The sequence below is a fragment of the Escherichia sp. MOD1-EC5495 genome (assembly GCF_002965965.1).
Classification (GTDB): Bacteria; Pseudomonadota; Gammaproteobacteria; order Enterobacterales; family Enterobacteriaceae; genus Escherichia; species Escherichia ruysiae.
In genome coordinates, this window is sequence record NZ_PTRI01000011.1 from 69714 (window position 1) to 91898 (window position 22185).

At 52.0% G+C, this 22185-nt stretch carries 16 protein-coding genes and 1 tRNA gene; 7 read left to right on the forward strand and 10 right to left on the reverse strand.

Annotated features, from left to right (window positions below; all coding sequences use genetic code 11):
* The first annotated feature begins 3 nt into the window (after window positions 1–3).
* From BEG40_RS10815 to BEG40_RS10825, 3 genes are read left to right on the forward strand one after another with little or no spacing between them, the layout of a single operon-like run.
* Window positions 4–2475 (forward strand): fimbrial biogenesis usher protein, encoded by a 2472-nt coding sequence (locus BEG40_RS10815; RefSeq protein WP_105285391.1) that lies wholly within the window; start codon window positions 4–6, stop codon window positions 2473–2475.
* 9 nt (window positions 2476–2484) lie between these two features.
* Complete coding sequence (locus BEG40_RS10820) at window positions 2485–3066, forward strand: DUF1120 domain-containing protein (protein WP_105285392.1); 582 nt, start codon at window positions 2485–2487, stop codon at window positions 3064–3066.
* Window positions 3063–3728, forward strand: coding sequence for a DUF1120 domain-containing protein (locus BEG40_RS10825; protein WP_105285393.1), 666 nt, complete (start codon window positions 3063–3065; stop codon window positions 3726–3728). Before BEG40_RS10820 ends, BEG40_RS10825 begins: the two co-directional genes overlap by 4 nt.
* 73 nt (window positions 3729–3801) lie before the next feature.
* Here the strand turns inward: BEG40_RS10825 and ygjK are convergent, their stop codons facing one another.
* From ygjK to ebgR, 6 genes are all read right to left on the reverse strand, one after another.
* Window positions 3802–6153, reverse strand: a complete 2352-nt coding sequence (gene ygjK, locus BEG40_RS10830) for an alpha-glucosidase (protein ID WP_105285394.1) — start codon at window positions 6151–6153, stop codon at window positions 3802–3804.
* Between the two features lie 16 nt (window positions 6154–6169).
* Window positions 6170–7240: a protein YgjJ gene (gene ygjJ / locus BEG40_RS10835; protein WP_105285395.1), complete on the reverse strand. Its 1071-nt coding sequence runs from the start codon at window positions 7238–7240 to the stop codon at window positions 6170–6172.
* A 133-nt stretch (window positions 7241–7373) separates the two neighbouring features.
* Complete coding sequence (locus tag BEG40_RS10840; RefSeq protein WP_105285396.1) at window positions 7374–8807, reverse strand: amino acid permease; 1434 nt, start codon at window positions 8805–8807, stop codon at window positions 7374–7376.
* A gap of 62 nt (window positions 8808–8869) precedes the next feature.
* Window positions 8870–9319 carry a beta-galactosidase subunit beta gene (locus BEG40_RS10845; RefSeq protein WP_001219943.1) on the reverse strand — a complete coding sequence of 150 codons (450 nt, stop codon included), beginning with the start codon at window positions 9317–9319 and terminating at the stop codon, window positions 8870–8872.
* Window positions 9316–12408, reverse strand: a complete 3093-nt coding sequence (gene ebgA / locus BEG40_RS10850) for a beta-galactosidase subunit alpha (RefSeq protein ID WP_105285397.1) — start codon at window positions 12406–12408, stop codon at window positions 9316–9318. The genes BEG40_RS10845 and ebgA overlap by 4 nt, the downstream gene beginning before the upstream one ends.
* A gap of 183 nt (window positions 12409–12591) precedes the next feature.
* On the reverse strand, window positions 12592–13575 hold the full coding sequence (gene ebgR, locus BEG40_RS10855) for a transcriptional regulator EbgR (protein ID WP_000212439.1): 984 nt from the start codon (window positions 13573–13575) through the stop codon (window positions 12592–12594).
* Between the two features lie 217 nt (window positions 13576–13792).
* On the opposite strand from ebgR, the gene BEG40_RS10865 reads away from it, so the two are divergent.
* Window positions 13793–14125, forward strand: coding sequence for a tRNA-binding protein (locus tag BEG40_RS10865; RefSeq protein ID WP_000450586.1), 333 nt, complete (start codon window positions 13793–13795; stop codon window positions 14123–14125).
* 41 nt (window positions 14126–14166) lie between these two features.
* On the opposite strand, the gene ygjG is transcribed toward BEG40_RS10865, so the two are convergent.
* Complete coding sequence (gene ygjG, locus BEG40_RS10870) at window positions 14167–15546, reverse strand: putrescine aminotransferase (protein ID WP_105285398.1); 1380 nt, start codon at window positions 15544–15546, stop codon at window positions 14167–14169.
* A gap of 418 nt (window positions 15547–15964) precedes the next feature.
* Here ygjG and aer point away from each other — a divergent pair, with 418 nt between their 5' ends.
* On the forward strand, window positions 15965–17485 hold the full coding sequence (gene aer / locus BEG40_RS10880) for an aerotaxis sensor receptor Aer (protein ID WP_016159749.1): 1521 nt from the start codon (window positions 15965–15967) through the stop codon (window positions 17483–17485).
* A 208-nt stretch (window positions 17486–17693) separates the two neighbouring features.
* Here aer and nfeR read toward each other — a convergent pair whose 3' ends face one another.
* Window positions 17694–18317, reverse strand: a complete 624-nt coding sequence (nfeR, locus tag BEG40_RS10885; protein ID WP_105285399.1) for a DNA-binding transcriptional regulator NfeR — start codon at window positions 18315–18317, stop codon at window positions 17694–17696.
* Between the two features lie 276 nt (window positions 18318–18593).
* Here nfeR and nfeF point away from each other — a divergent pair, with 276 nt between their 5' ends.
* On the forward strand, window positions 18594–19358 hold the full coding sequence (gene nfeF / locus BEG40_RS10895; protein ID WP_105285400.1) for an NADPH-dependent ferric chelate reductase NfeF: 765 nt from the start codon (window positions 18594–18596) through the stop codon (window positions 19356–19358).
* 49 nt (window positions 19359–19407) lie between these two features.
* On the opposite strand, the gene BEG40_RS10900 is transcribed toward nfeF, so the two are convergent.
* Window positions 19408–19483, reverse strand: a tRNA-Ile gene (locus BEG40_RS10900).
* A 125-nt stretch (window positions 19484–19608) separates the two neighbouring features.
* On the opposite strand from BEG40_RS10900, the gene mug reads away from it, so the two are divergent.
* Window positions 19609–20115 carry a G/U mismatch-specific DNA glycosylase gene (gene mug, locus BEG40_RS10905; RefSeq protein WP_105285401.1) on the forward strand — a complete coding sequence of 169 codons (507 nt, stop codon included), beginning with the start codon at window positions 19609–19611 and terminating at the stop codon, window positions 20113–20115.
* A 76-nt stretch (window positions 20116–20191) separates the two neighbouring features.
* Here mug and rpoD read toward each other — a convergent pair whose 3' ends face one another.
* Window positions 20192–22033 carry an RNA polymerase sigma factor RpoD gene (rpoD, locus tag BEG40_RS10910; protein WP_000437367.1) on the reverse strand — a complete coding sequence of 614 codons (1842 nt, stop codon included), beginning with the start codon at window positions 22031–22033 and terminating at the stop codon, window positions 20192–20194.
* Between the last annotated feature and the right edge of the window lie 152 nt (window positions 22034–22185).

A 22185-nucleotide genomic window follows, 5' to 3' on the forward strand; every position in this document is an offset into this window, starting at 1 on the left:
ATCATGCGTTTTCCAACCAACAAGTTGATGAGCATATTGATCTGTTCATTTCCCGTTATTGCCTGTGCTAATAACACTAATAGCGGGAGTATGCCTCTGGATACAGCCTCAGTTCGTTTTAACCGGGATGCTTTGCGAGGGTTTGGTATTGATGACAGCGTGGCCGCTTATTTTGCCAAAGGTATGCGTTTTACGCCGGGCGAACACCGGGTTAAATTAACAATTAATGGCATGACAAGTGGTAATGTTAAAGTCAACTTTAATCGCGATGGAGAGTTGTGTGTTGGTGAGCAATGGATGCAGCAATTGGGGGTAAAAGTACCGGAGTTTGACGCTGATAATCAGTCAACCGAAAATTGTCAGCCCATAAAAAAAGTATATGCTAACGCGGTTGTAAATTATTCTCCTGATAGCCAAAACGTAGAATTGATTGTTCCCGCCGAGGCGCTGCTTGATCCGACGGGAACCAAGCCCACGGGTTATGCGACCGGTGGTACGGCACTGAAAGTTAACTACTCCCTTCTGCGCAGTGATAGCGAATATTCTGACAACAAAGATACTTATACCAGTGCTGGATTAGAAAGCAGCCTTAGTATTGCCGACTGGCGGTTGAGTAATAGCACGATGTACTCTACCTCTGACAACGGCAAAAACAATCTGGATAATATCTATACCTACGTCGAGCATACCTTTGCGGCATCGGCGACCAATCTGCAGGCTGGGGGAATAAACCTTGCCACGCCAATGCTCTCCGGCGCGCCCATCTATGGCGTTCAGTTTATGCCCGATCCTGCTTTAACGCAGTCCGGTGCGGGCGGCGTCGATGTTTCCGGCGTGGCTCGCTCAGCCCAGGCGCGGATCGAAATCAAACAGAACGGGCAATTAATTTATACATCGCTGGTTCCTGCAGGCCCGTTCACATTACGTAGCGTTCCGGTACAGAACCGTAGCAGCGATCTTCATGTTACGGTAGTAGAAAGTGACGGGCAGGAGAGTCATTTTACCGTCTTTTCAAGCGCGTTCCGCTTACCTGTTACCGCTATGCCTTCCTGGCTTTTTGCCGTGGGGAGAATACGTGATGTGGCTGATGCCGATGATCAGCCAATGGTGGCAAGTGGCGCGTGGAGCCAGCCGTTGTTTCGTTACTACAACGGTACGGTGAGCTCCATCCTGAGTGAAGATTATCAGGCCATCGGCGGCGGGCTGGAGTTGCCGCCATTTGGTTCAATGATCACCAGTCTGCAACTACGTGGCGCGCAGGATAATAACCACAATGAGAAAGGATCTCAGGCCGGGATCTCTGTAAATGGCCAATTGCCGCTGGGATTGAGTTTTTCCGTTGCAGATACCTGGAGCAGCAGAGGGTATCGGGATCTGTTGGATTCTGTGCGTAACGTCGATATTAGCCGTGACCAGCATTACGCTGACGACGATGATCCTTCCAACTTTAACAGCTACAACAAAAATGAACTGACGGCATCCCTTTCATGGAGCAATGAGACTCTTGGCGCATTTATGTTCAGCTATTCTGGTAGCAAAAGTTACATTAGCGACGGTGACTCTGATATCACGATGCTGAGCTGGAGCAAATCCTTTAAGCATTTTTCCACCAACGTGAACTTCCAACGTGAAACAGGTACGGGAGGAGAGGATTCTCTCTGGATTAACTTTTACATTCCATTGGGCAAGCATTCATTGAATAGCTGGATGCGCAGGGATGATGGTGAGATGCGCCTGGGCACCGGCGTGAACGGTACTATTCTTGGGGATACCAGCTATTACGCCAATTACGAACGTAATCAAGAGACAGATGAAAACCTGACCAGCGGTGGTATTAATGCCAACTTGCACTACACCCGCCTGGGCGTAAGCGCAGGAACATATGGTTCTGATGGTCACTATTCATCAATGAGCCTCGATGGAGGGGTTGTTGCTCATGCCAGTGGCGTAACGTTTTCACCGGAGCGAGTTTCCGACACCTTCGCTATCGCGCAGTTAGGTCAGAAAAAAAGCGGAGTAAAAATCCAGACGCCGCAGGGAAGTGTCTGGACAGACTGGCGTGGAATGGCGGTGATCCCCTCATTACCGGCTTATCGTGAAGCCTTTGTGGAAGTGGATAACCGCACGGTGGCGAAAGATACCGATGTCGGGAACGGGGTGCAGAGTATGAAGCAGGGTCGTTACTCTGTAGGGACAATTAACTTCAATGCGTTCTCGTCACGGCGTGTGATGTTCCAGAACGTACAGTATCGTGGTCAGGATTTACCCCCAGGCAGCGCAGTAATGGACAGTCATGGTAATTATCTGACATCGGTAGTCGAACCAGGGCTTTTCTTTGTCAATTTAGTAAGCGACAGCGACGGAAGGTTGCAGGTGACATTAGCAGATGCCCAGCAGTGTGTAGTGCGATATGAACTGCCAGAATCTTCGCCAGCCGACACAGTGTATGAAACCGTAACGGCAACCTGTTTATAAGGAAATAACATGATTAACGTGAGAGTGAGCCTCCTGATGTTGTGCTTGTTCTGGGGAGGCGGGGCACTGGCAGAGGAGTGTCAGATCACCACCACACAACCCACAGCCGCCTTTGGCAAGGTTAATCGCCAGTTTCGCAGTGACCTTACCGGCAATGGGGTAGCGGCAAACGGCATCATATTAGCGGAAAAGATTAGCATCATTTCAATCCATTGTTCTGAGCCACAGTATATCCGTCTGTTTTTTCATGGGGCGACAAAATCACTAAACGGACAAAACTATTTCGCGTTTGGTAATACCAGCGGTGTACGTATTGTGGCGAAAGAGGCGACTGCGGATACAAATGCCGTCAATCTTGCCCTGGTAACATCTGGTGCGAGTAGTGCGCTGGGAGCAGGGTCGAACCAGCAAACATTAAGACCAGAAGCGGGGATAGCTTTTGTCCATCAGGGAGGGGAGAAGCCGATTGAGAATGCGACCGTTCAGTTAGTGATGCAACCCGTTATTGCGGGAGCCGATCTTAATCCTAAACAGCAGACGACGCTGGTGAGCGACCTGCATGTCACCCTTGAAAAGCGGAGTCTTCCATGATGCGTAAGACAACGAGTCTGGCGACGGTTGCTTTATGTTCAGGTGTATCATTTGGTGTGATGCCCGCAGAACAACTTGATATTCATATCAGTGCATTGATGGATCCGCCTTCGTGTTCTGTCTCACTTTCTGTCGCGACGATAGAGTTAGGAACGATAGTTGCTTCAAGGCTTGATCAGAACGCTCCCACACGTCTTGGCGATCAGTTGATTCAGGTTGTCATTACCTGCCCGGAGAGCGCCGGACCGGGTATTATTGTGCGTGACCTGAGTGCTGGAACTGCGATGAGCATCGCAGGGAACCCCGGTTTATCGTGGAGTCAACAAGATCTCATGGGACTTGGAACGTATAACGGCACTGCCATAGGCGCCTGGGCTATTTCAATTGATTCAGCCAACGTTCTGGCTGATGGGAAAAGTGTTCCGGTGCTGGTCGCAGAAAATAGCGACACGCCGGTATGGCAACCCGCTAAGAGCAACTGGCAGGTGATGACGCCGAATAACAGTACTGTTTATGCGTTTGGGCACAATCTGCCAGAAACGATTACTCAACTGACAGTACCTTTAAAGGTCAGCGTGGCACTGAACGCGATGTCAGAATTGAATGTAACCAGTCGTCTGTCATTTAGCGGTACTGCTGAGTTAACGTTGAAATATTACTAATTTCTCACAATGTAAAGATCTATGCTCAAAGGCTGGATGCGACGTTTACGCCGCATCCGCCAGCCGTTGCAAATTACTGCTTACGGAAAAAATCGTTATACAACATATACAAATGCGCGGCACTCCAGGAGAAATTTGGTGCTCCTTGCTGCGCGCCGGTCAGCGGGTTGTAATTCTCCTGAATCGGACCATCGGCGGTTAATCCTTTGGCGTGCTGGAAGAACGTATCCGCCAGTTTCAGGGCATCATCGCGATAACCGTAACGCTCCATCCCTTTCAGTCCAAACCAGAACTGATCCACCCATACGCGCCCGCGCCAGTAAATATCCGCGCCAAAAGCCGGATTGGTTAACGCCGCCGTTCCCAGCGGGACAAAGGTGTTGAACTCTTTGGTGTCCAGCATCACCTTCACCACCGCGTCGGCATTGGCCTGCGTTGCCGCACCGTTAAACAGCGGCGACCAGCCTTCCGGCCCTTTACCGCGCTCGACAATCGGTTTACCTGCGCAGCCGTTTGCCAGCGGTTTATCTTCAATGCGCACGTCATAGTAGAACTGCGTAGTCGGGTCGAACATACAGGTGTTGATGTAGTCCGCGAGCTGCTGCGCCAACTGGCGATAGCGTTTGGCCTCTTCCGGCTTACCGAGGATGGTTGCCATCTCCGCCAGATAATGGTTATCGCTGTACATATAGCTGGCCTGATCCACCGACTCCTGCAACAACGAGTAGCCCAGCAATGTTCCGTCCTGACTGCGGTTCTCGGCGAATTTCACCGTCCAGTCGCTACGTTTGCCGCCGTTAGCGACATATTTATCCAATTGTTCTTTGTCGATAAAACCAAAGACGGCGGCGTCATCACGCCCCGATTCCCACGACGCAGCAACCTGTGCCGGAATTTCCAGACTGTCGTACTGGCCTTTCTCCACCACGCGGGCGTAGTTGTTCAGCCCAGACTGCGTCTCTTCTTTGTCGCCTTTTTTCACCGTAAACAGCATCTCGCCGCTCTCGGTATTGTGGGCTTTATCGCGGGTCGCGCCATATTCCGGCACGCCGTTGCCGTTGTGATCGCGGTTACGTAACCACCAGTCGTGATAGGCCACCAGTTTCGGGTACATCTCTGCCAGCCAGGCTTTATCCTGGGTGACGTTGTACACTTCCATTACCGACCAGGCGGCAAGGCTGGGTTTGGTGTTACGTTCGTTCCAGTTGCCGCCATCGCCACCGCGCTCGGGGCTAAGGTTCCACGCAATCAGGTCGGGGACAAAGCCCACATCCTGTGGACGCACGGCATCGCCGGGCTGGATCTGCCAGGAGAAGACCGCGCGGATATTCTCTTTGGCGATGTCCGGATTGAAATGCGCCATCGCAAACGCCTGCTTCCAGGTATCCCACGGCCAGGTCTGATTGCCGGAGAACCAGCGCCCGGTCACCGACGGCGTGACGGTGTTATATTTCACAGCACCTCCAGGCGAGCGCCAGTTACCGTTAAGCGTCTCGATTGCTTTCACCGCGACGCGCGTCTGTTCCGGCGTCGCATCCGGATTGGTTAACCCTTTCTTCAGATACTCTTCCCAGCGTTGCTGTGAGGCGGCGAGATAAAACGCCGGACGCGCCAGAATATCGCGGATCTGCATCTGCTCTTTGCTAACTTCCTGAGCGGTAAGCAGATGGGAATAGGTTGTATAGAGCGTCGTCGAACCGTTGATATGTGCCTTACTGGTAAAGCGATTGCCGTTGATTTCAGTCTGCACCGGCAGGGATTTATGCACCTGATATTCCGATTCGCCGGAGGTCAGTAGATCCCAGGTGGCGCGCACTTTGCCAAAGGTGACTTTCAGGCCATCACGGGTGGCGCTGATTTTGCGTTGATAATCAGGGTACTCGCCAGCAATGGTTTTATCGGAAAGCGGTTTCCCTTCCTTCGCTTCCAGTTTTTCCAGCAGCTCGCCATCCCACACCAGATCCAGCGGTTTATCGCTGGTGATTTTGGTTTCCAGTAGTGAGGTGCGCGGCGTGGCGAAGCGCAGGGTCATTTCAACCTGCACATCTTTTGCTGTCAGTTTTTGCACCAGCGCGCCGGGAATACTGTATGCCTCCAGCGTGAAGTTGACTTTCTTGCCGTCCTGCCAGACGGTCAGGCGGTCGAAATTGGTCGCCATAAAGTTGATGTACTCTTCCGTCAGCAGCGCAACGCCCGGAAAACCGCCCATCGTGTTCGGGCCGTCTGGCAACAAGTGACCATGCCAGGCGCCGAGATCGAAAAACGGATTAAAACGCTGGTGGTCGTCGTAATCGTAATCCTTCATGTACTGCGGCGCGCCGGTACGGTTAATCACGTTTTTATAATTGTCGGCGTTAGCGGCATGGGCGGAAAAACTTATCAGCAGAGCGCAGGTTACTGGCGTTAAAATAGTTTTGATTTTCATGAAATTACAGTCCTTATTACCAGTAGAAATATTGCATCAGGAAGATTTGGTCGCTGGGATCGTTAGAGGCATTTTTCATGTAGAAGCGGCTATCAAAAGCCGTTGCGAAACGTCCGCCGCCGTATTCGTACCAGATACCAAACTGCATAAAGGAGGTGGTTTCATCGTCAGCGTGGTCAGGGCGATGTTTGGCGTAGGTGTAAGCGGTGGAGAGATAAACGCCCTTTAACGCTTCATACATGGCGCTCACCATCATCCCACTTTCGCTTCCCGGTACGTCCAGCCCGTCGGCGCGTCCGGTATGGTGCCAGGCGCGGGCAGCGAAGTTAGGGGTAAGCAGACCCGTGAGATAGAGTTGTCCTGTACCGTCGGTGATTTCCAGACCGTTCATCCAGGTGACGCCTTCGGCAAGGTCATACTGGATGTAACCGTTCATCATTGCCGGATAGGTGTATTTGTCGTCGTAGCGATCGTATTTGCCAAAATGCAGCCAGGCTTTGCTTTCGTCATGATGTCCGGCAGGTGTGGCGGTGACGCTATAACGAAAGTTGCCGGTTAAGTTCTGCACCTTCAGCGCGGTCATAATGTCGCGGGTATTGGGAATGACGTAGCCCAGATCGGGCGTGAAATCGCCCCACCATTGCAGGTCATCCAGCGAGGAATCCTGACGCAGACTGAGCATGATTTCGGTGCCATCATTGGTACGATAACCGCCATAGAAACGGTTAATCCCACCTTCGAAACCACCCCAGCTATGGTCAGGCACCCAGGCATTACCGTCGTGGTCGGCCTGCACGGTCCAGCCTTCGCCGTAAATCAGGCCGAACCAGGAGCCATATTTCATCTCCAGACCGCCTTCGATATAAGTTCCGTCGCTGTATTTATGTTTATTCTCACCCTCTAAATCCATATACCCACCAACCCCTAATTCACCATAAAAACGAAATGAAGGAGAAGATGTTGAGGTAATGGCGGGTGTTTTTGTGTCGTCATGTTCTGCCGGACGCACTTCTTCAGCGGCCGCAGAAAACGCGTAGCAAAACGGCAGAGCAAGTAATGCTCTGCATGGTGCAGTGATTAATTTCATTGTGTTAATCCATGAGCTAAAGAAAAAATACAGCCTTTTATCGTTGTAATTATAAAAATATTAAGGCAGAAACTATTTTCCCTCTCCCCATCCAGGAAGAGAGAAAATGCCTGCTCATTTTTTATTAGTCTGCTTAATCAACATTGTTGGCTGGCGTCGCTTCAATATGGCGCTCTTCAGCCGTGAGTCCCTTTATATATTTACTGTATTTCCACCACGCAAAGCCGAGGAAGATAACAATACCGCCGACGTTATAAAAAATGATGGTCAGAATATTCGCACCAGTCGGGAATGTCGAAGCGACAAATCCTACGGCAAATATCGCAATCAGCATTGAAACAACGATAATACCGGTGCGGCGGGAACCCATACGGAAATCGCGTGGCAGGTGATCTAATTTGGCGCGTAAATTCAGATACGCCAGCATGATGAATAACGGCGGAAGCATGGACGCTGCGGCAGTCATATTAATAATGGTATTCATCAGATCCTGCACGGTATTGGAGCCGAGCATCGGGATAATCATCAGCGGGATGACGATCAGGAACTGGATCCACGCTGCGCGCGCCGGAACGCCGTTTTCGTTCAGTTCAACGGTTTTCTTACCAAAGATGCCTTCCGGGATTTCGGAGAAGAAAATTTTCACCGGCGTTGCGGTCCACATCAGCAGGGAACCGAACATCGCGGTAAAGGACACCAGACCGACAAAGCGATTCATCAACGCTTCCGGTAGACCAAAATACGCCGCCATGCCGTGGAATACCTGCACCGATCCGCCAGTAAATTTCAACTCTTTGCTGCTGACGAAGACGTTAATCAGCACCGAGGAGACGGAATATAGTACGCCGATAAAAATCCCGGCGAGGATGATCACTTTAACGAACGATTTCGAACCGCCTTTGACGTCGTTAACGTACACCGCGACGGACTCCGCGCCGCCTGCGGCCATAAAGATCCAGGTGGTAACGCCGAGGAACGCCCAGTTGAAGTTCGGGATCATCGCGTCAACGGTGATCGGATCGGCAGGCTGTACGCCGCCAACCAGCGCCGTACCTGCCAGTAAAATGTAGGAGAGCGTTAACAGCAGCATTAGCGTTGAGGACACGGAGGTGATTGGCCCCAGCATTTTCGCCCCGTTGGTAGAAACCCAGGTGGAGAAGGCGAACAGCACCATACTGATAATGGTGGTAGCAACCGGCGTCATAATATATTCGTAGCCGAGGAAGGCATATGAAGCGTAAGCAATAACGCGCGGCAACAGCGAGGTGAAAAAGAACAGGTTTACGAACCAGTAGGTATAGGCAGTAATAAATGCCCAACGTCCGCCCAGCGAGCTTTTTACCCACGCGTAGACACCGGCTTCCGAGTTTTTATTTAACGAGACAAATTCTGCGATAATCAGACAGAAGGGGATAAAATAAAAAATCGTTGCGAGGAAAAACATCGGCGCCGAGGCCAGTCCAAGCTCAATATTATTATTGATAACGTTGTTAAAGCTGTAAACGGCGGCAAAAGTCAGCGAGAGCAAGCCGAATTTGCCGATTGTATTACGTTTGGTATCAGACATAACACATCTCCGAAAATGAGTAGGGTAGCGGTGGCGGCAAACTCCTTTTGCCGCCGTAGTTGTTATTTGTTATGGAAATAACCATCTTCGATGGTGACTTTGAGAACGACTTTTTTGACCGCGTTATTGCAGATAAACCGATATGCTTCATGGATATCGCAAATAACGATTTGCCCTTCGTGGACCTCGACGGTTTCTCCGCAGCCTTTTAAATATTCACGGTCAGTTTCATCACGATAATATTCCACGACCTGTAATGTCTCTTTCGGCGCATATTCAATTTTTTGCTGCCCTTGCAGGTAGTAATGCACTTCAAAATAGCGTCGATGCCCGGTAAATAGCGCATCGGTCGCGGAGTCATTTTCCACACGGTAGGTCAATGAATCACCGATGGAGTGGGCGACGCCAGGCTGAATGTTGTCGATATTTTCAATCGCTTCAACGCAGCGTTGCCACTTCTTGCCAGAGGCGTAAATCTGGCGGAACTGTTCTAAGTTATCGATGATCCTCATTGCTTATTCTCGCTGTGCAAATTCGTGGAAAAGAACCCTGCGCCGAACTCATACGACGCCAGGCTTTGCGCGGTAGCTTCTCCGCCAGAAACCGGCAGCAACGTAAAGCCGTAACTGAAGTCACGGAACCAGACGCGCCAGGAGTCCAGCACCTCGCTGCCCCAGGAGTTGGAGCCGAGGCCAAGCAGCTGGTGGTCAAGATTCAGGGTGATGTCATCACTGCGCTGAAGTTCGTTGCAGTGTTGCGCGGCGTGGATGTTCTCCTGGGTGTAGTGCCAGGCGCTGAAGTTAATTGGGCGCTGCGGAACCACCAGCAGGCCGTTGCCGTGGCGGTTAGTCAGTGCCGTCCAGCGGACATGCTGACGGTTGCCGTTGTTCTGCGGGAAGGGATAGTTCTCGAACATGGCATCGACGTTACTGCGCCAGATATCGATGATGTTAGCCTGCTGGCTGTCGGCGTAGTTTTCGCCCGGTCCGCGTCCGTAATACGCCACCTGGTCGTATTCGCCGTTAATCCCCATGGTGAAACCGATGCATGGAATGATGTGCGGATAGTCGCCGTAACGCTCGCCGGAAAGCGCCACGTTAACCTGGCCATCGGCAGCGATGCGCCAGATGTAGGTGCAGCGCATCCCGAAGTCAAACACCGGCGGGGCTATAACCGTGCGGCTGATGATCAACACTTCACCATCGCTCTGTTCTACGGCAAAGTCGCGCAGATGTTCCTGCATGATCTGCAAATGATTCGGCTGCCACAGCCCTTCGTACTCCTGCTTGTGGTTGTCGATCATTGGTTTGAAGAAGTTGATCTTTGGCTCGCGAGTCAGCAGCGATTCGCCATTCACCTGCCAGGATGTCGGTTTGCCACTCATTTTTGAGAAGGTGATCGCGAAGTTGTAGCCGCGAACGGTGCAGCTCAAACGATCGTCTTCCAGCGTCAGCGGACGCGCATTATTTGGTGTGAAAGGCACTGGCTGCGCGGTGTTTTCCTTCAGCGGGAACTGATAAGTGGCGATAGGATGTCCGGCTTCGCTGTAGCGGGTGCGGGAATCTTTGGTCACCGTAATGTTGAGGAACGCTTCGCGGGCGTCCAGCTGCGGCAGCGTGATCTGCAAGGGGGCTTCGCTGTTCGGCGCAACGTCGCGCAGTTTAATCTGATGCGTCGCGAGTGTTTCACCTTCGGCGCGCACTTCTGCGTGCAGGGTGTAGTCATCAAGCGTGGTAAACCACAGTTTATTTTCGACTTTCAGCTCGCCGCGAGTCAGATCCAGCGCGTGGATTTTTACCGGCGCGATAACCTGTTTGTACTCTTTCAGGCCCGGTCCCGGCGTCTGATCGGAATAGATCAAACCATCAAGACAGAAGTTATAGTTGTTGGGATAGTCGCCGTAGTCGCCGCCGAATTTATACCAGACATTGCCGTTGTCATCCTGCGCCTGGATCCCGTGGTCGCACCACTCCCAAACATAATGTCCCTGAATACAATCGTGCTTATAGAAGACGTTCTGGTACTCCGTCAACCCGCCCGGTCCGTTCCCCATCGCATGAGCATATTCACAGATGATGCGCGGCTTCGGATGCGGGTATTCACCAAACTCATTCATCAGCGGCACGCGGGTGTACATGGTGGAAATAATATCGACCACTTCAGCATCGCGATCTTCTTCGTAATGCACCAGACGCGTGTCATCGAGCGCCTTCGCCGCGTGGTACATCGCGCGGATGTTACAGCCATAGCCGGATTCGTTGCCCAGCGACCAGATGATGATCGACGGATGGTTTTTCTGCGCGTGAATATGGCGAACGATGCGCTCGACGTAGACCTTTTCCCACTGCGGATCGTCGGTTATGCGGCTGATATCGCCGACGTTAGCAAAGCCGTGCGATTCGACGTCAGTTTCCGCCATCACAAACAGGCCGTAGATATCACACAGTTCGTAGAAACGCGGATCGTTCGGGTAGTGAGCGGTACGCACGGAGTTGATGTTGTGCTGTTTCATCAACTGAAGATCTTTCTCGACGCGATCCATCCCAACGGCGCGGCCTTTGCGATGATCGTTGTCGTGACGATTGACGCCGTGCAGCATCACATAACGGTTATTGATCCAGAACAGACCGTCGCGCACTTTGATATCACGGAAGCCGACGCGTTGTGGCACCACTTCCAGAACGTTGCCGTCGACGTCTTTCAGCGTCATGACCAGATGGTAAAGATAAGGAGATTCTGCCGACCATTGCTGCGGCTGTTCGACAGTAAAAGCAAAGCTGGCGCTGGTTATTTTTTCAATTGCCAGATGAGGAATGGCGCTGCTGTGCACCACGCGTTCGCCATCAAACAGGGTATATTCCAGCGTCGTTACGACAGGGGAGGCGGCGAGGTTTTCCAGCACCACTTCGCAGGAGAGAGTGGCATCGCAATAGGCTTCGTCAAAGTCGGTGCGCACGGTGAAATCGTTAATATGCGTCGGTTGTTTACCGATCAGATAAACATCGCGGAAGATCCCTGCCGACCACCACATATCCTGGTCTTCCACATAGGTGGAATCCGCCCACTGCATCACGCGCACACATAACAGGTTGTCGCCGGTTTTAACCATCGCACTGATGTCAAACTCTGCGGTCAGGCGACTGCCCTTGCTGAAACCCACATACTGACCGTTAACGTAAACTTCAAAATAGGTTTCGACGCCGTCAAATTTAATCAGCGTCTGCTTGCCCTGCCAGCCGTCGCTGAGGGTGAAAATACGTTGATAGGCACCGGTTGGGTTATCGCTGGGGACAAACGGCACATCGATGGGGAACGGAAAACCTTCGTCGGTATATTGCAGTTTGCCGTGGCCTTCCATTTGCCACATGGCGGGGACGGTAATGTCCCCCCAGTCAGCCATTAACTCGGAAGTGAAGGCTTCTGGCACTTGCAACGGATGGTCAAAAAAATGGAAATTCCACTGACCGCTTAAGGGCAGAAACAGGCTGCTGGTTTCGCGGGCAAAGGTACGCGCCTGCGTAACAGAATCATATGAAAAAAAGTACGCACGCGGCGCAAGTCGGTTTTCGTGGGTGAGCTGAATGTTTTCCCAGCGATTCATAGGGCCTCCCGGTAGAGAGAAATCGGAACCATTCGTGGTGATGGTAGTTTGTGTAATTGCTGGGGAGTTTAGTAAAATTTTTACTAAAAAGTAGCGGGTAAATGCATTTACTTTAACTGGATCACGAAAATAAACGGCAGCACTGTCCGGCAAAAACGATTGCCGGACAGTGTGTAAGGGGATTTAGCGGGTGGTGCCGCGCAGTTTTAATTTGCTGGGAACGAACACTAACAGCGGCAGCGCGCGACCATCGCGAGCCTTTTCATACAACAGGTTAACGCCCTGGCTTCCCATCATTTCGGAATGGATGCGCACGGTTGAGAGCGGCGGAAAGGTAAATCGCGCGGTGGGGATGTCGTTGACGCTGATAAGCGAAATATCCTGCGGGATGTTCAGGCCGCGTTCATGAATTGCCCGCAGTACGCCAATGGCAATGGAGTCGGAAGCAACAAACAACGCCTTCGGGTAGTCTTCCCGCGCCAGCATTTGCTTTGCCAGTTCATAGCCCGACGAACTGGAAAAACCGCCGCGCCAGATGTCCTCTTCGCGTACCACTTGCTTCAGTCGGCCATATTCCGCAAAGGCGACCTCACGAATATCCGCCTTGCCAGGCTCATCTTCGCCGCCAATAAAACCAATACGATTAACGCCCTGATCTATGTAGAAGTCGATGATTTCCTTACTGATGCGTGCCAGATCGATATCCACCGCATCGTAACCGCTGCCGGGTTCGTGAAAGTCGATAAAACAGATATTGTCGGTCAATGCGCTGGCGGCGGCGCGCAGGGCAGGCGTGGGTTTGCCGACAATCAAAATGCCGGTGACGTTTTTAATGTCCGGCAAGCCGTTGTGTTCATAACAGTTGGTCAGTTCGATCGCCAGCTTTTCGCACTGGGTTTCAATGCCGTGGCGGATCGCCAGATAGTAAGGATCGTTGATCTCCAGCTCCTGTTGGTAGCTGTAGATAGCCAGAATATGGTGTTGGTTGACTGCGCCTGTCTGTAGTTTACGGGCGCTACTGGTCTTGTACTCCAGCTTTTCGGCGATCTCGAGAATGCGATGTTTCGTCTCTTCTTTCACATTCAACGTCGGATCGTCATTTAAGACCCTGGATACTGTCGCCAGGGATACGCCAGCTTCGATTGCGATGTCTTTTAGTGTTGCCATGTTTACCTTTTTTACTTTCCCTGATGTGCGTCTCCATTGTAGAGGAAGTGCTTATCGGGTCACCTGTTTTCAGTAAATAAAGCGCGTTTCTTTGACGCTGTAACGGTAACACAGCGGCTCACGAATGTGATCACGCCTGCATTCTCCATTTTTAGCCTACAGGATTGAGAAAAACCTTTGCTATAGTTTAGTAAAATTTTACTTGAAGGAGGGAACAATGGAAACCGTGGCTTACGCTGATTTTGCACGTCTGGAAATGCGCGTCGGGAAAATTGTGGATGTGAAACGCCATGAAAACGCCGACAAGCTGTACATCGTACAGGTTGATGTGGGGGAAAAAACGCTGCAAACCGTGACCAGCCTGGTGCCGTACTACAGCGAAGAAGAGCTGATGGGGAAAACGGTGGTGGTCTTGTGCAATCTGCAAAAAGCGAAAATGCGCGGTGAAACCTCGGAATGCATGCTGTTGTGTGCGGAAACCGATGACGGCAGTGAAAGCGTACTGTTAACGCCGGAACGGATGATGCCTGCGGGCGTGCGAATCGTATAAAGAGATCGGATGGCGACGTTGCATCGCCATCCGATTTGATATTACGCTTCTTCGACACTTACTCGCATGGCCGCCAGCGCCTTACGCGCCGCTTTGATCACCAGTTCACACTGTTCAATGGTCAGCGTCAGTGGCGGTTCAATGCGGATCGTTTTGGCATTGTTGAGCGTTCCGGCGACCAGCACACGCTGGCGGAACATCTCGCTGGCAAAGTTGTAGCCGATTTCGTTATCAACAAACTCAATCGCCATCAACATCCCTTTACCACGCGCTTCCTGTACCAGATCGGGATATTCCCGCGCCAGTTGACGGAAACCGTCCAGCAACATATCGCCTTTTTGTTCAGCCTGAGCCGGTAAGTTCTGCTCCAGCAACACATTGATGGTCGCCAGCGCCGCCGCACAGGCCAGCGGGTTGCCACCAAAGGTGGTGGTATGCAGGAACGGGTTGTCGAACAGGACTGAGAACACCTCTTCGGTAGCAATAGTTGCGCCAATTGGCATCACGCCGCCGCCGAGGGCTTTCGCCAGACACAGGATGTCCGGCTGAACGTTCTCATGCTCGCAGGCGAACATCTTGCCCGTGCGCCCCATGCCCGTTTGCACTTCATCGAGGATCATCAGTGCGCCGAACTCATCGCACAGCTTACGCACGGCGGTGAGATAGCCCGGCGGCGGCAGAATGACGCCACCTTCGCCCTGAATCGGCTCAAGGATCACCGCAGCCACATCATCACCGGTTTTTTTGCACTCGCTAAGAGCCGTGCGCATGGCTTCGATATTGCCAAATGGTACATGACGGAAGCCCGGTAGCAGCGGCATAAACGGTTTGCGGAAGGTCGATTTCGCCGTGGCTGACAGCGCGCCAAGCGATTTACCGTGGAACGCGCCGCTGGTGGCGATAAAAGTAAACTTGCCGCGCGGTGACTGATAAGCCTTCGCCAGTTTCAGCGCCGCTTCAACGGACTCGGTGCCGCTATTACAGAAGAAGCTGTATTTCAGTTTACCGGGCGTTAGCGCAGCAAGGGTTTTCGCCAGCATCGCCCGTAATGGGTCGAGCAGCTCCTGGCTGTGCAGCGGTTGTTTCGCAAGTTGATTCTGTACGGCGGAAACCACAACTGGATTACGGTGCCCCACGTTGAAAATGCCAAAACCTCCCAGGCAGTCGATAAACTCCTGTCCCTGGGGGTCGACAAGCGTATTTAAACCTCCCGCTTGCCACTCTACGGCTCCGTAATCCCCGCCGGCGGTAACAGATTTGCGATACTCTAAAAACCCCGGGTTGACATGCTCTTTGAAGTATTCAATCACCTCGCGGTTAAGTGCTTTCATCTCCTCATGATCCAGCGTTCGCTTCTCTATGAGATTCAGGGCGTGGGCGCTGCACGCTAAAGCCGATGCGCTCGAAGGTAACCTGTTCAAAATATGCTCCAGAGGCTCGCGTATCACATGATACCGATTTAAGTATTGCAGGGATTGCGCCACTCCGGTTGCGATCGCGAAAATCGGGATAAACACAAATTACGTTATCATTTGTGCAACATTTAATTCCAATTGTTAACCATTGTTGTTATTTTGCACGATTTTTATCGGGCGCACCTCCTGTTATCCAGGAGGAAATGCACCATGCCAGGGCAATAATTGCCTGATTGTTGAGCAATATAATAAACGTGCCGGGATAGTACCCAAATGAAAGTATTTTAAATCAATGAATTAGGTTTTGTGCTTTAATCGAAAATTGCGATCTAAATCAAATTAAACCACTAAAGATAACCGCACCGGAGCCGACATAACTTCTGACAAGAAGTTAACAACAATATAACCTGCACAGGACGCGATTATGTCTTCTCATCCGTATGTCACCCAGCAAAATATCCCGCTGGCTGACGATACCACTCTGATGTCTACTACCAATCTACAAAGCTATATCACACATGCTAATGACACTTTTGTGCAGGTTAGCGGCTATACCTTGCAAGAGCTACAGGGGCAGCCGCATAACATGGTGCGCCATCCGGATATGCCAAAAGCGGCCTTTGCTGATATGTGGTACACCCTGAAACAGGGAGAACCCTGGAGTGGTATTGTGAAAAATCGGCACAAAAATGGCGATCATTACTGGGTGCGAGCGAATGTGGTGCCGATGGTGCGCGAGGGCAAAATTAGTGGGTATATGTCGATTCGCACGCGGGCGACGGATGACGAGATCGCAGCGGTAGAGCCGCTGTACAAGGCGCTGAATGCCGGACGCACAAATAAGCGTATTCATAAAGGTCTGGTGGTGCGTAAAGGCTGGCTGGGAAAACTGCCTTCATTGCCGCTTCGCTGGCGGGCGCGTGGAGTGATGGCGCTGATGTTTATCGTGCTGGCGGCCATGCTTTGGTTTGTTGCTGCCCCGGTGGTGACGTATTTCCTCTGCGCGTTAGTGATGTTGCTGGCAACTGTCTGTTTTGAATGGCAGATAGTGCGCCCGATAGAAAATGTTGCCCGTCAGGCACTGAAGGTGGCGACCGGAGAACGTAATAGTGTTGAGCATTTGAATCGCAGCGATGAGCTGGGGCTGACATTACGCGCGGTAGGGCAGCTTGGCCTGATGTGCCGCTGGTTGATTAATGATGTCTCAAGCCAGGTGTCCAGCGTCAGAAACGGCAGCGAGACGCTGGCGAAAGGCACAGATGAACTGAATGAGCATACTCAGCAGACGGTAGATAACGTTCAGCAAACGGTGGCGACCATGAACCAGATGGCAGCGTCGGTAAAACAGAACTCTGCCACGGCGTCGGCTGCCGATAAACTTTCTATTACCGCCAGTAATGCGGCGGTGCAGGGCGGGGAAGCGATGACCACGGTGATCAAGACGATGGATGATATTGCTGATAGTACCCAGCGCATTGGCACCATTACTTCTCTGATTAACGATATTGCGTTTCAGACCAATATCCTCGCCCTGAATGCGGCGGTGGAAGCGGCGCGCGCCGGAGAACAAGGCAAAGGTTTCGCGGTGGTTGCGGGTGAGGTGCGTCATTTAGCCAGCCGCAGCGCCAATGCTGCCAACGATATTCGCAAGCTGATTGATGCCAGTGCTGATAAGGTGCAATCCGGTTCGCAACAGGTACACGCCGCCGGACGGACGATGGACGATATTGTGGTGCAGGTAAAAAACGTCACGCAGTTGATCGCCCAGATCAGCCATTCAACGCTGGAACAGGCCGATGGGCTTTCCTGCCTGACCCGTGCGGTAGATGAGCTTAACCTGATCACCCAGAAAAACGCCGAACTGGTGGAAGAGAGTGCGCAGGTGTCGGCAATGGTGAAACACCGCGCCAGCCGACTGGAAGACGCGGTGACGGTGCTGCATTAATCGGTGTGCCGCATTCGGCGGTTGGTACACAATGCCTGATGCGATGCTGGCGCATCTTATCAGGCCTACGGGTGGGTGTAGGCGGATAAGGTGTTTACGCTGTATCCGGCAGTTGGAGCACAATGCCTGATGCGATGCTGACGCATCTTATCAGGCCTACGGGTGGGTAGGCGGATAAGGTGTTTACACCGCATCCGGCAGTTGGTGATTAATCCAGTTGCGTAATATCAAAAGCGGCGCGGTCGATCACCGCAATGATCTTTTTTATCTGCGCGTCGGTGATATCGCTCTGGTTGACGCGTAAGTCCAGCACCGCTTTAAAATTATCCAGCGCCCGCTTCATTTGCGGGTTCTGGCGCAGCGCCGCACCAACACAACGCGCTTTGATGCGTTCCTCAATCATCTCTACTTGTTCGCGGTTTTCTTCCAGCCACTGCGCGCCCTGTTCGGTCAGCGCAATCTGCTTCTTGCCGCCTTCCTCTTCGCGAATGGTAATTAGCGACTGCTCCTGGAGAAAATCCAGCGTCGGGTAGATGACGCCAGGGCTTGGGGTGTAATTCCCCTGGGTCAGATTCTCAATCGCTTTAATCAACTCATAACCGTGGCTGTCATCGCGCGAGAGAATATCCAGAATTACCAGTCGCAATTCACCGTGACCAAAGAAACGCTGCCGACGACCGCCGCCGCGACCGTGGCGACCACCGCAGCATTGACCGTGTTCATGCTGGTGACCGTGCCCGCAGTGCTCGAGTTCTGACTTCTCACCTTTGCAGCAGCCTTCATGGCGTGGCTGGCCTTCATGTTTACAACACCCTTCGTGATGATGGCTCATATCAGCCTCCTTTTGCTTAATTAGATATATCTAATTTATATCTGATATGAGCATTGCTGCAAGTACAAAAATGATTTATAAACGCAAATGTACTCAACATGTAGGCCGGATAAGGCGTTCACGCCGCATCCGGCAGCCTTGCTACGGTGCTGAATGACTTCACATACTTCAGATATATCAGTACTACAAATTGCTTGCATTTATCATGATTAACAATCATTATCATTTGCGAATTTTATTTAGATATATCTGATTACCATCACGAAGGCGATAACAATGAATAACTCTCCCCGCTACCCACAGCGCGTTCGCAATGATCTGCGCTTCCGTGAACTGACCGTGTTACGTGTTGAGCGCATCAGCGCCGGTTTTCAGCGCATTGTCCTCGGCGGCGAGGCGCTGGACGGTTTTACGTCGCGCGGTTTTGACGATCACAGCAAACTCTTCTTTCCTCAACCTGGCGCTCACTTTGTACCGCCAACGGTAACTGAAGAGGGTATCGTCTGGCCGGAAGGGCCACGTCCACCGTCGCGCGACTATACGCCACTGTATGATGAGCAGCGCCATGAACTGGCGATCGATTTCTTTATTCATGACGGTGGTGTCGCCAGCGGCTGGGCGATGCAGGCGCAACCGGGCGATAAACTCACAGTAGCCGGACCGCGTGGTTCGCTGGTGGTGCCGGAAGATTACGCGTATCAGGTATATGTCTGCGATGAGTCCGGAATGCCCGCACTGCGTCGACGCCTGGAAACGTTGAGCAAACTTGCCGTTAAACCGCAAGTTACCGCGCTGGTCAGCGTGCGGGATAACGCCTGTCAGGATTATCTCGCGCACCTTGACGGTTTTAACATCGAGTGGCTGGCGCATGATGAGCAGGCGGTGGACGCGCGTCTGGCACAGCTGGAAATTCCTGCCGATGATTATTTCATCTGGATAACCGGCGAAGGCAAGGTGGTTAAGAATTTAAGCCGCCGCTTTGAAGCGGAACAATATGACCCACAGCGGGTACGCGCAGCGGCTTACTGGCACGCAAAGTAATTGATATATGAAAAAAGGCTGACGATTTCTCGTCAGCCTTTGCTGTATCTGGTGGCCCCTGCTGGACTTGAACCAGCGACCAAGCGATTATGAGTCGCCTGCTCTAACCACTGAGCTAAGGGGCCATGGTAGCGGATTATAAAGTAACTCCGTGCTGCAATCCAGCCATTAGCGCGCGGCTGCTGTTTTTATAAACAATGTGTTTTCAATTCGTTATACTTCCTGCGAGTTGTGTTGTTCAGGAGTTAATATGGTTGACGATATTCTTGCGCCAGGATTGCGTGTGGTGTTTTGTGGCATCAATCCGGGTCTTTCTTCCGCAGAGTCTGGCTTTCCGTTTGCCCATCCGGCAAATCGCTTCTGGAAGGTGATTTATCAGGCCGGATTTACTGACCGTCAGTTGAAGCCGCAGGAAGCGCAGCATCTGCTGGATTATCGTTGCGGTGTTACCAAACTGGTAGACCGTCCAGCGGTGCAAGCCAATGAAGTTTCAAAGCAGGAGCTGCACGCAGGCGGGCGTAAGCTGATTGAAAAAATTGAAGATTACCAACCACAAGCATTGGCGATTCTGGGCAAACAAGCATATGAACAGGGATTCAGCCAGCGCGGCGTACAGTGGGGGAAACAAACGCTCACTATTGGTTCGACGCAGATTTGGGTGTTGCCGAATCCCAGCGGTTTAAGTCGCGTTTCACTGGAGAAACTGGTTGAGGCGTATCGGGAACTGGATCAGGCGCTGGTGGTGCGTGGGCGATAAAAACGCCACCGAAAAGGTGGCGTTTGTGCAGAGGGACTAGTGCCGGGTGCGGCGTAACGCCTATCCGGCCTACCGATTAATCGTCCAGGAAGCTACGCAGCACTTCAGAACGGCTCGGGTGACGCAGTTTACGCAGCGCCTTCGCTTCGATCTGACGGATACGTTCACGGGTAACGTCGAACTGTTTACCCACTTCTTCCAGCGTGTGGTCGGTGTTCATGTCGATACCGAAACGCATACGCAGAACTTTCGCTTCACGCGCGGTCAGGCCAGCAAGCACGTCGTGCGTTGCCGCACGCAGGCTTTCAGTGGTCGCAGAATCCAGCGGCAGTTCGAGGGTGGTATCCTCGATGAAATCTCCCAGATGCGAATCTTCATCATCACCGATCGGCGTTTCCATGGAGATTGGCTCTTTGGCGATCTTCAGCACTTTGCGGATTTTGTCTTCCGGCATCAGCATACGTTCAGCCAGTTCTTCCGGCGTCGGTTCACGACCCATTTCTTGCAGCATCTGGCGAGAAATACGGTTGAGCTTGTTGATGGTCTCAATCATATGCACCGGAATACGGATGGTGCGCGCCTGATCCGCGATAGAGCGGGTGATCGCCTGACGGATCCACCAGGTTGCGTAGGTGGAGAACTTGTAACCACGACGGTATTCGAATTTATCAACCGCTTTCATCAGACCGATGTTGCCTTCCTGAATCAGATCGAGGAACTGCAAGCCACGGTTGGTGTATTTCTTAGCGATAGAAATAACCAGACGTAAGTTCGCTTCAACCATCTCTTTCTTCGCACGGCGGGCTTTCGCTTCACCGATGGACATTCGACGGTTAATGTCTTTAACCTGCTCAATGGTCAGGCCGGTTTCTTCTTCAATCTGCTGCAGTTTCTGCAGGGCGCGATGCACTTCTTCAGAGACATCGTGCAGTTTTTCCGACCACGGCTTATTCATCGCAATTGCCGCGTTGAACCAGGTATCGCTGGTTTCGTTGCCGGTAAACAGGGTGATGAAGTTTTTCTTCGGCATTTTGCACTGCTCAACGCAGAGCTTCATGATCAGACGTTCTTGTGTACGAACGCGATCCATCATGACGCGCATACTGTTGACCAGGTAGTCAAACTGCTTCGGCACCAGGCGGAACTGTTTGAATACTTCAGACAGTTTCAGGATCTCTTCCTGAGCAGCAGCGTGGCTGCGGCCTTTCGCTTTGATGGTGTCACGCGTTACAACGTACTGAGCGCGCAGTTCAGCAAATTTTTCACGAGCCAGTTCCGGGTCGATGCTGTTGTCATCGTCGGCACTGTCGTCGTCGGCATCTTCTTCGTCTTCATCTTCGTCATCGTCCAGATCTTCTTGAGAAAGCTCTGAACCGACGTGAGTGGCGGTTGGCGCCAGATCTTCTTCTGCGTTCGGGTCAACAAAGCCAGTGATCAGATCGGACAGACGCGCTTCTTCTGCTTCAACACGATCGTACTGTTCCAGCAGATAGGTGATCGCTTCCGGATATTCAGCAACGGAGCATTGAACCTGGTTGATCCCGTCTTCGATGCGTTTAGCGATGTCAATTTCGCCTTCGCGGGTCAACAGTTCAACGGTGCCCATTTCACGCATGTACATGCGTACCGGGTCAGTCGTACGCCCGATTTCAGATTCCACGCTGGAAAGCACCTGCGCGGCGGCTTCGGCAGCATCTTCGTCTGCTGTGTTTTCAGCCAGCATCAGGTCATCGGCATCCGGCGCTTCTTCCATCACCTGAATGCCCATGTCATTGATCATTTGGATGATGTCTTCGATCTGATCGGAATCGACGATATCTTCCGGCAGATGGTCATTGACCTCGGCATAGGTCAGATAGCCTTGCTCCTTACCACGGGTGACAAGAAGTTTCAGCTGTGACTGCGGGTTTTGCTCCATAAGACGGTATCCACACTTATTTCATGAGGTTGGTGTTGGGCGATTGACCGGATATCATTCAGACGTTAATACTGAAATCCAACGGTTGTTTACCGCCAACGATAATTACGAGGGCGTACTTATATCATTGCCGCTGCCTCTCAGTGCGGCTG

Excerpts from the sequence above, each read along its gene's own strand:
- BEG40_RS10815 (WP_105285391.1), top strand. The coding sequence starts at position 4 with ATGCGTTTTCCAACCAACAAGTTGATGAGCATATTGATCTGTTCATTT.
- BEG40_RS10820 (WP_105285392.1), top strand. The coding sequence starts at position 2,485 with ATGATTAACGTGAGAGTGAGCCTCCTGATGTTGTGCTTGTTCTGGGGA.
- BEG40_RS10825 (WP_105285393.1), top strand. The coding sequence starts at position 3,063 with ATGATGCGTAAGACAACGAGTCTGGCGACGGTTGCTTTATGTTCAGGT.
- ygjK (WP_105285394.1), bottom strand. The coding sequence starts at position 6,153 with ATGAAAATCAAAACTATTTTAACGCCAGTAACCTGCGCTCTGCTGATA.
- ygjJ (WP_105285395.1), bottom strand. The coding sequence starts at position 7,240 with ATGAAATTAATCACTGCACCATGCAGAGCATTACTTGCTCTGCCGTTT.
- BEG40_RS10840 (WP_105285396.1), bottom strand. The coding sequence starts at position 8,807 with ATGTCTGATACCAAACGTAATACAATCGGCAAATTCGGCTTGCTCTCG.
- BEG40_RS10845 (WP_001219943.1), bottom strand. The coding sequence starts at position 9,319 with ATGAGGATCATCGATAACTTAGAACAGTTCCGCCAGATTTACGCCTCT.
- ebgA (WP_105285397.1), bottom strand. The coding sequence starts at position 12,408 with ATGAATCGCTGGGAAAACATTCAGCTCACCCACGAAAACCGACTTGCG.
- ebgR (WP_000212439.1), bottom strand. The coding sequence starts at position 13,575 with ATGGCAACACTAAAAGACATCGCAATCGAAGCTGGCGTATCCCTGGCG.
- BEG40_RS10865 (WP_000450586.1), top strand. The coding sequence starts at position 13,793 with ATGGAAACCGTGGCTTACGCTGATTTTGCACGTCTGGAAATGCGCGTC.
- aer (WP_016159749.1), top strand. The coding sequence starts at position 15,965 with ATGTCTTCTCATCCGTATGTCACCCAGCAAAATATCCCGCTGGCTGAC.
- nfeR (WP_105285399.1), bottom strand. The coding sequence starts at position 18,317 with ATGAGCCATCATCACGAAGGGTGTTGTAAACATGAAGGCCAGCCACGC.
- nfeF (WP_105285400.1), top strand. The coding sequence starts at position 18,594 with ATGAATAACTCTCCCCGCTACCCACAGCGCGTTCGCAATGATCTGCGC.
- mug (WP_105285401.1), top strand. The coding sequence starts at position 19,609 with ATGGTTGACGATATTCTTGCGCCAGGATTGCGTGTGGTGTTTTGTGGC.
- rpoD (WP_000437367.1), bottom strand. The coding sequence starts at position 22,033 with ATGGAGCAAAACCCGCAGTCACAGCTGAAACTTCTTGTCACCCGTGGT.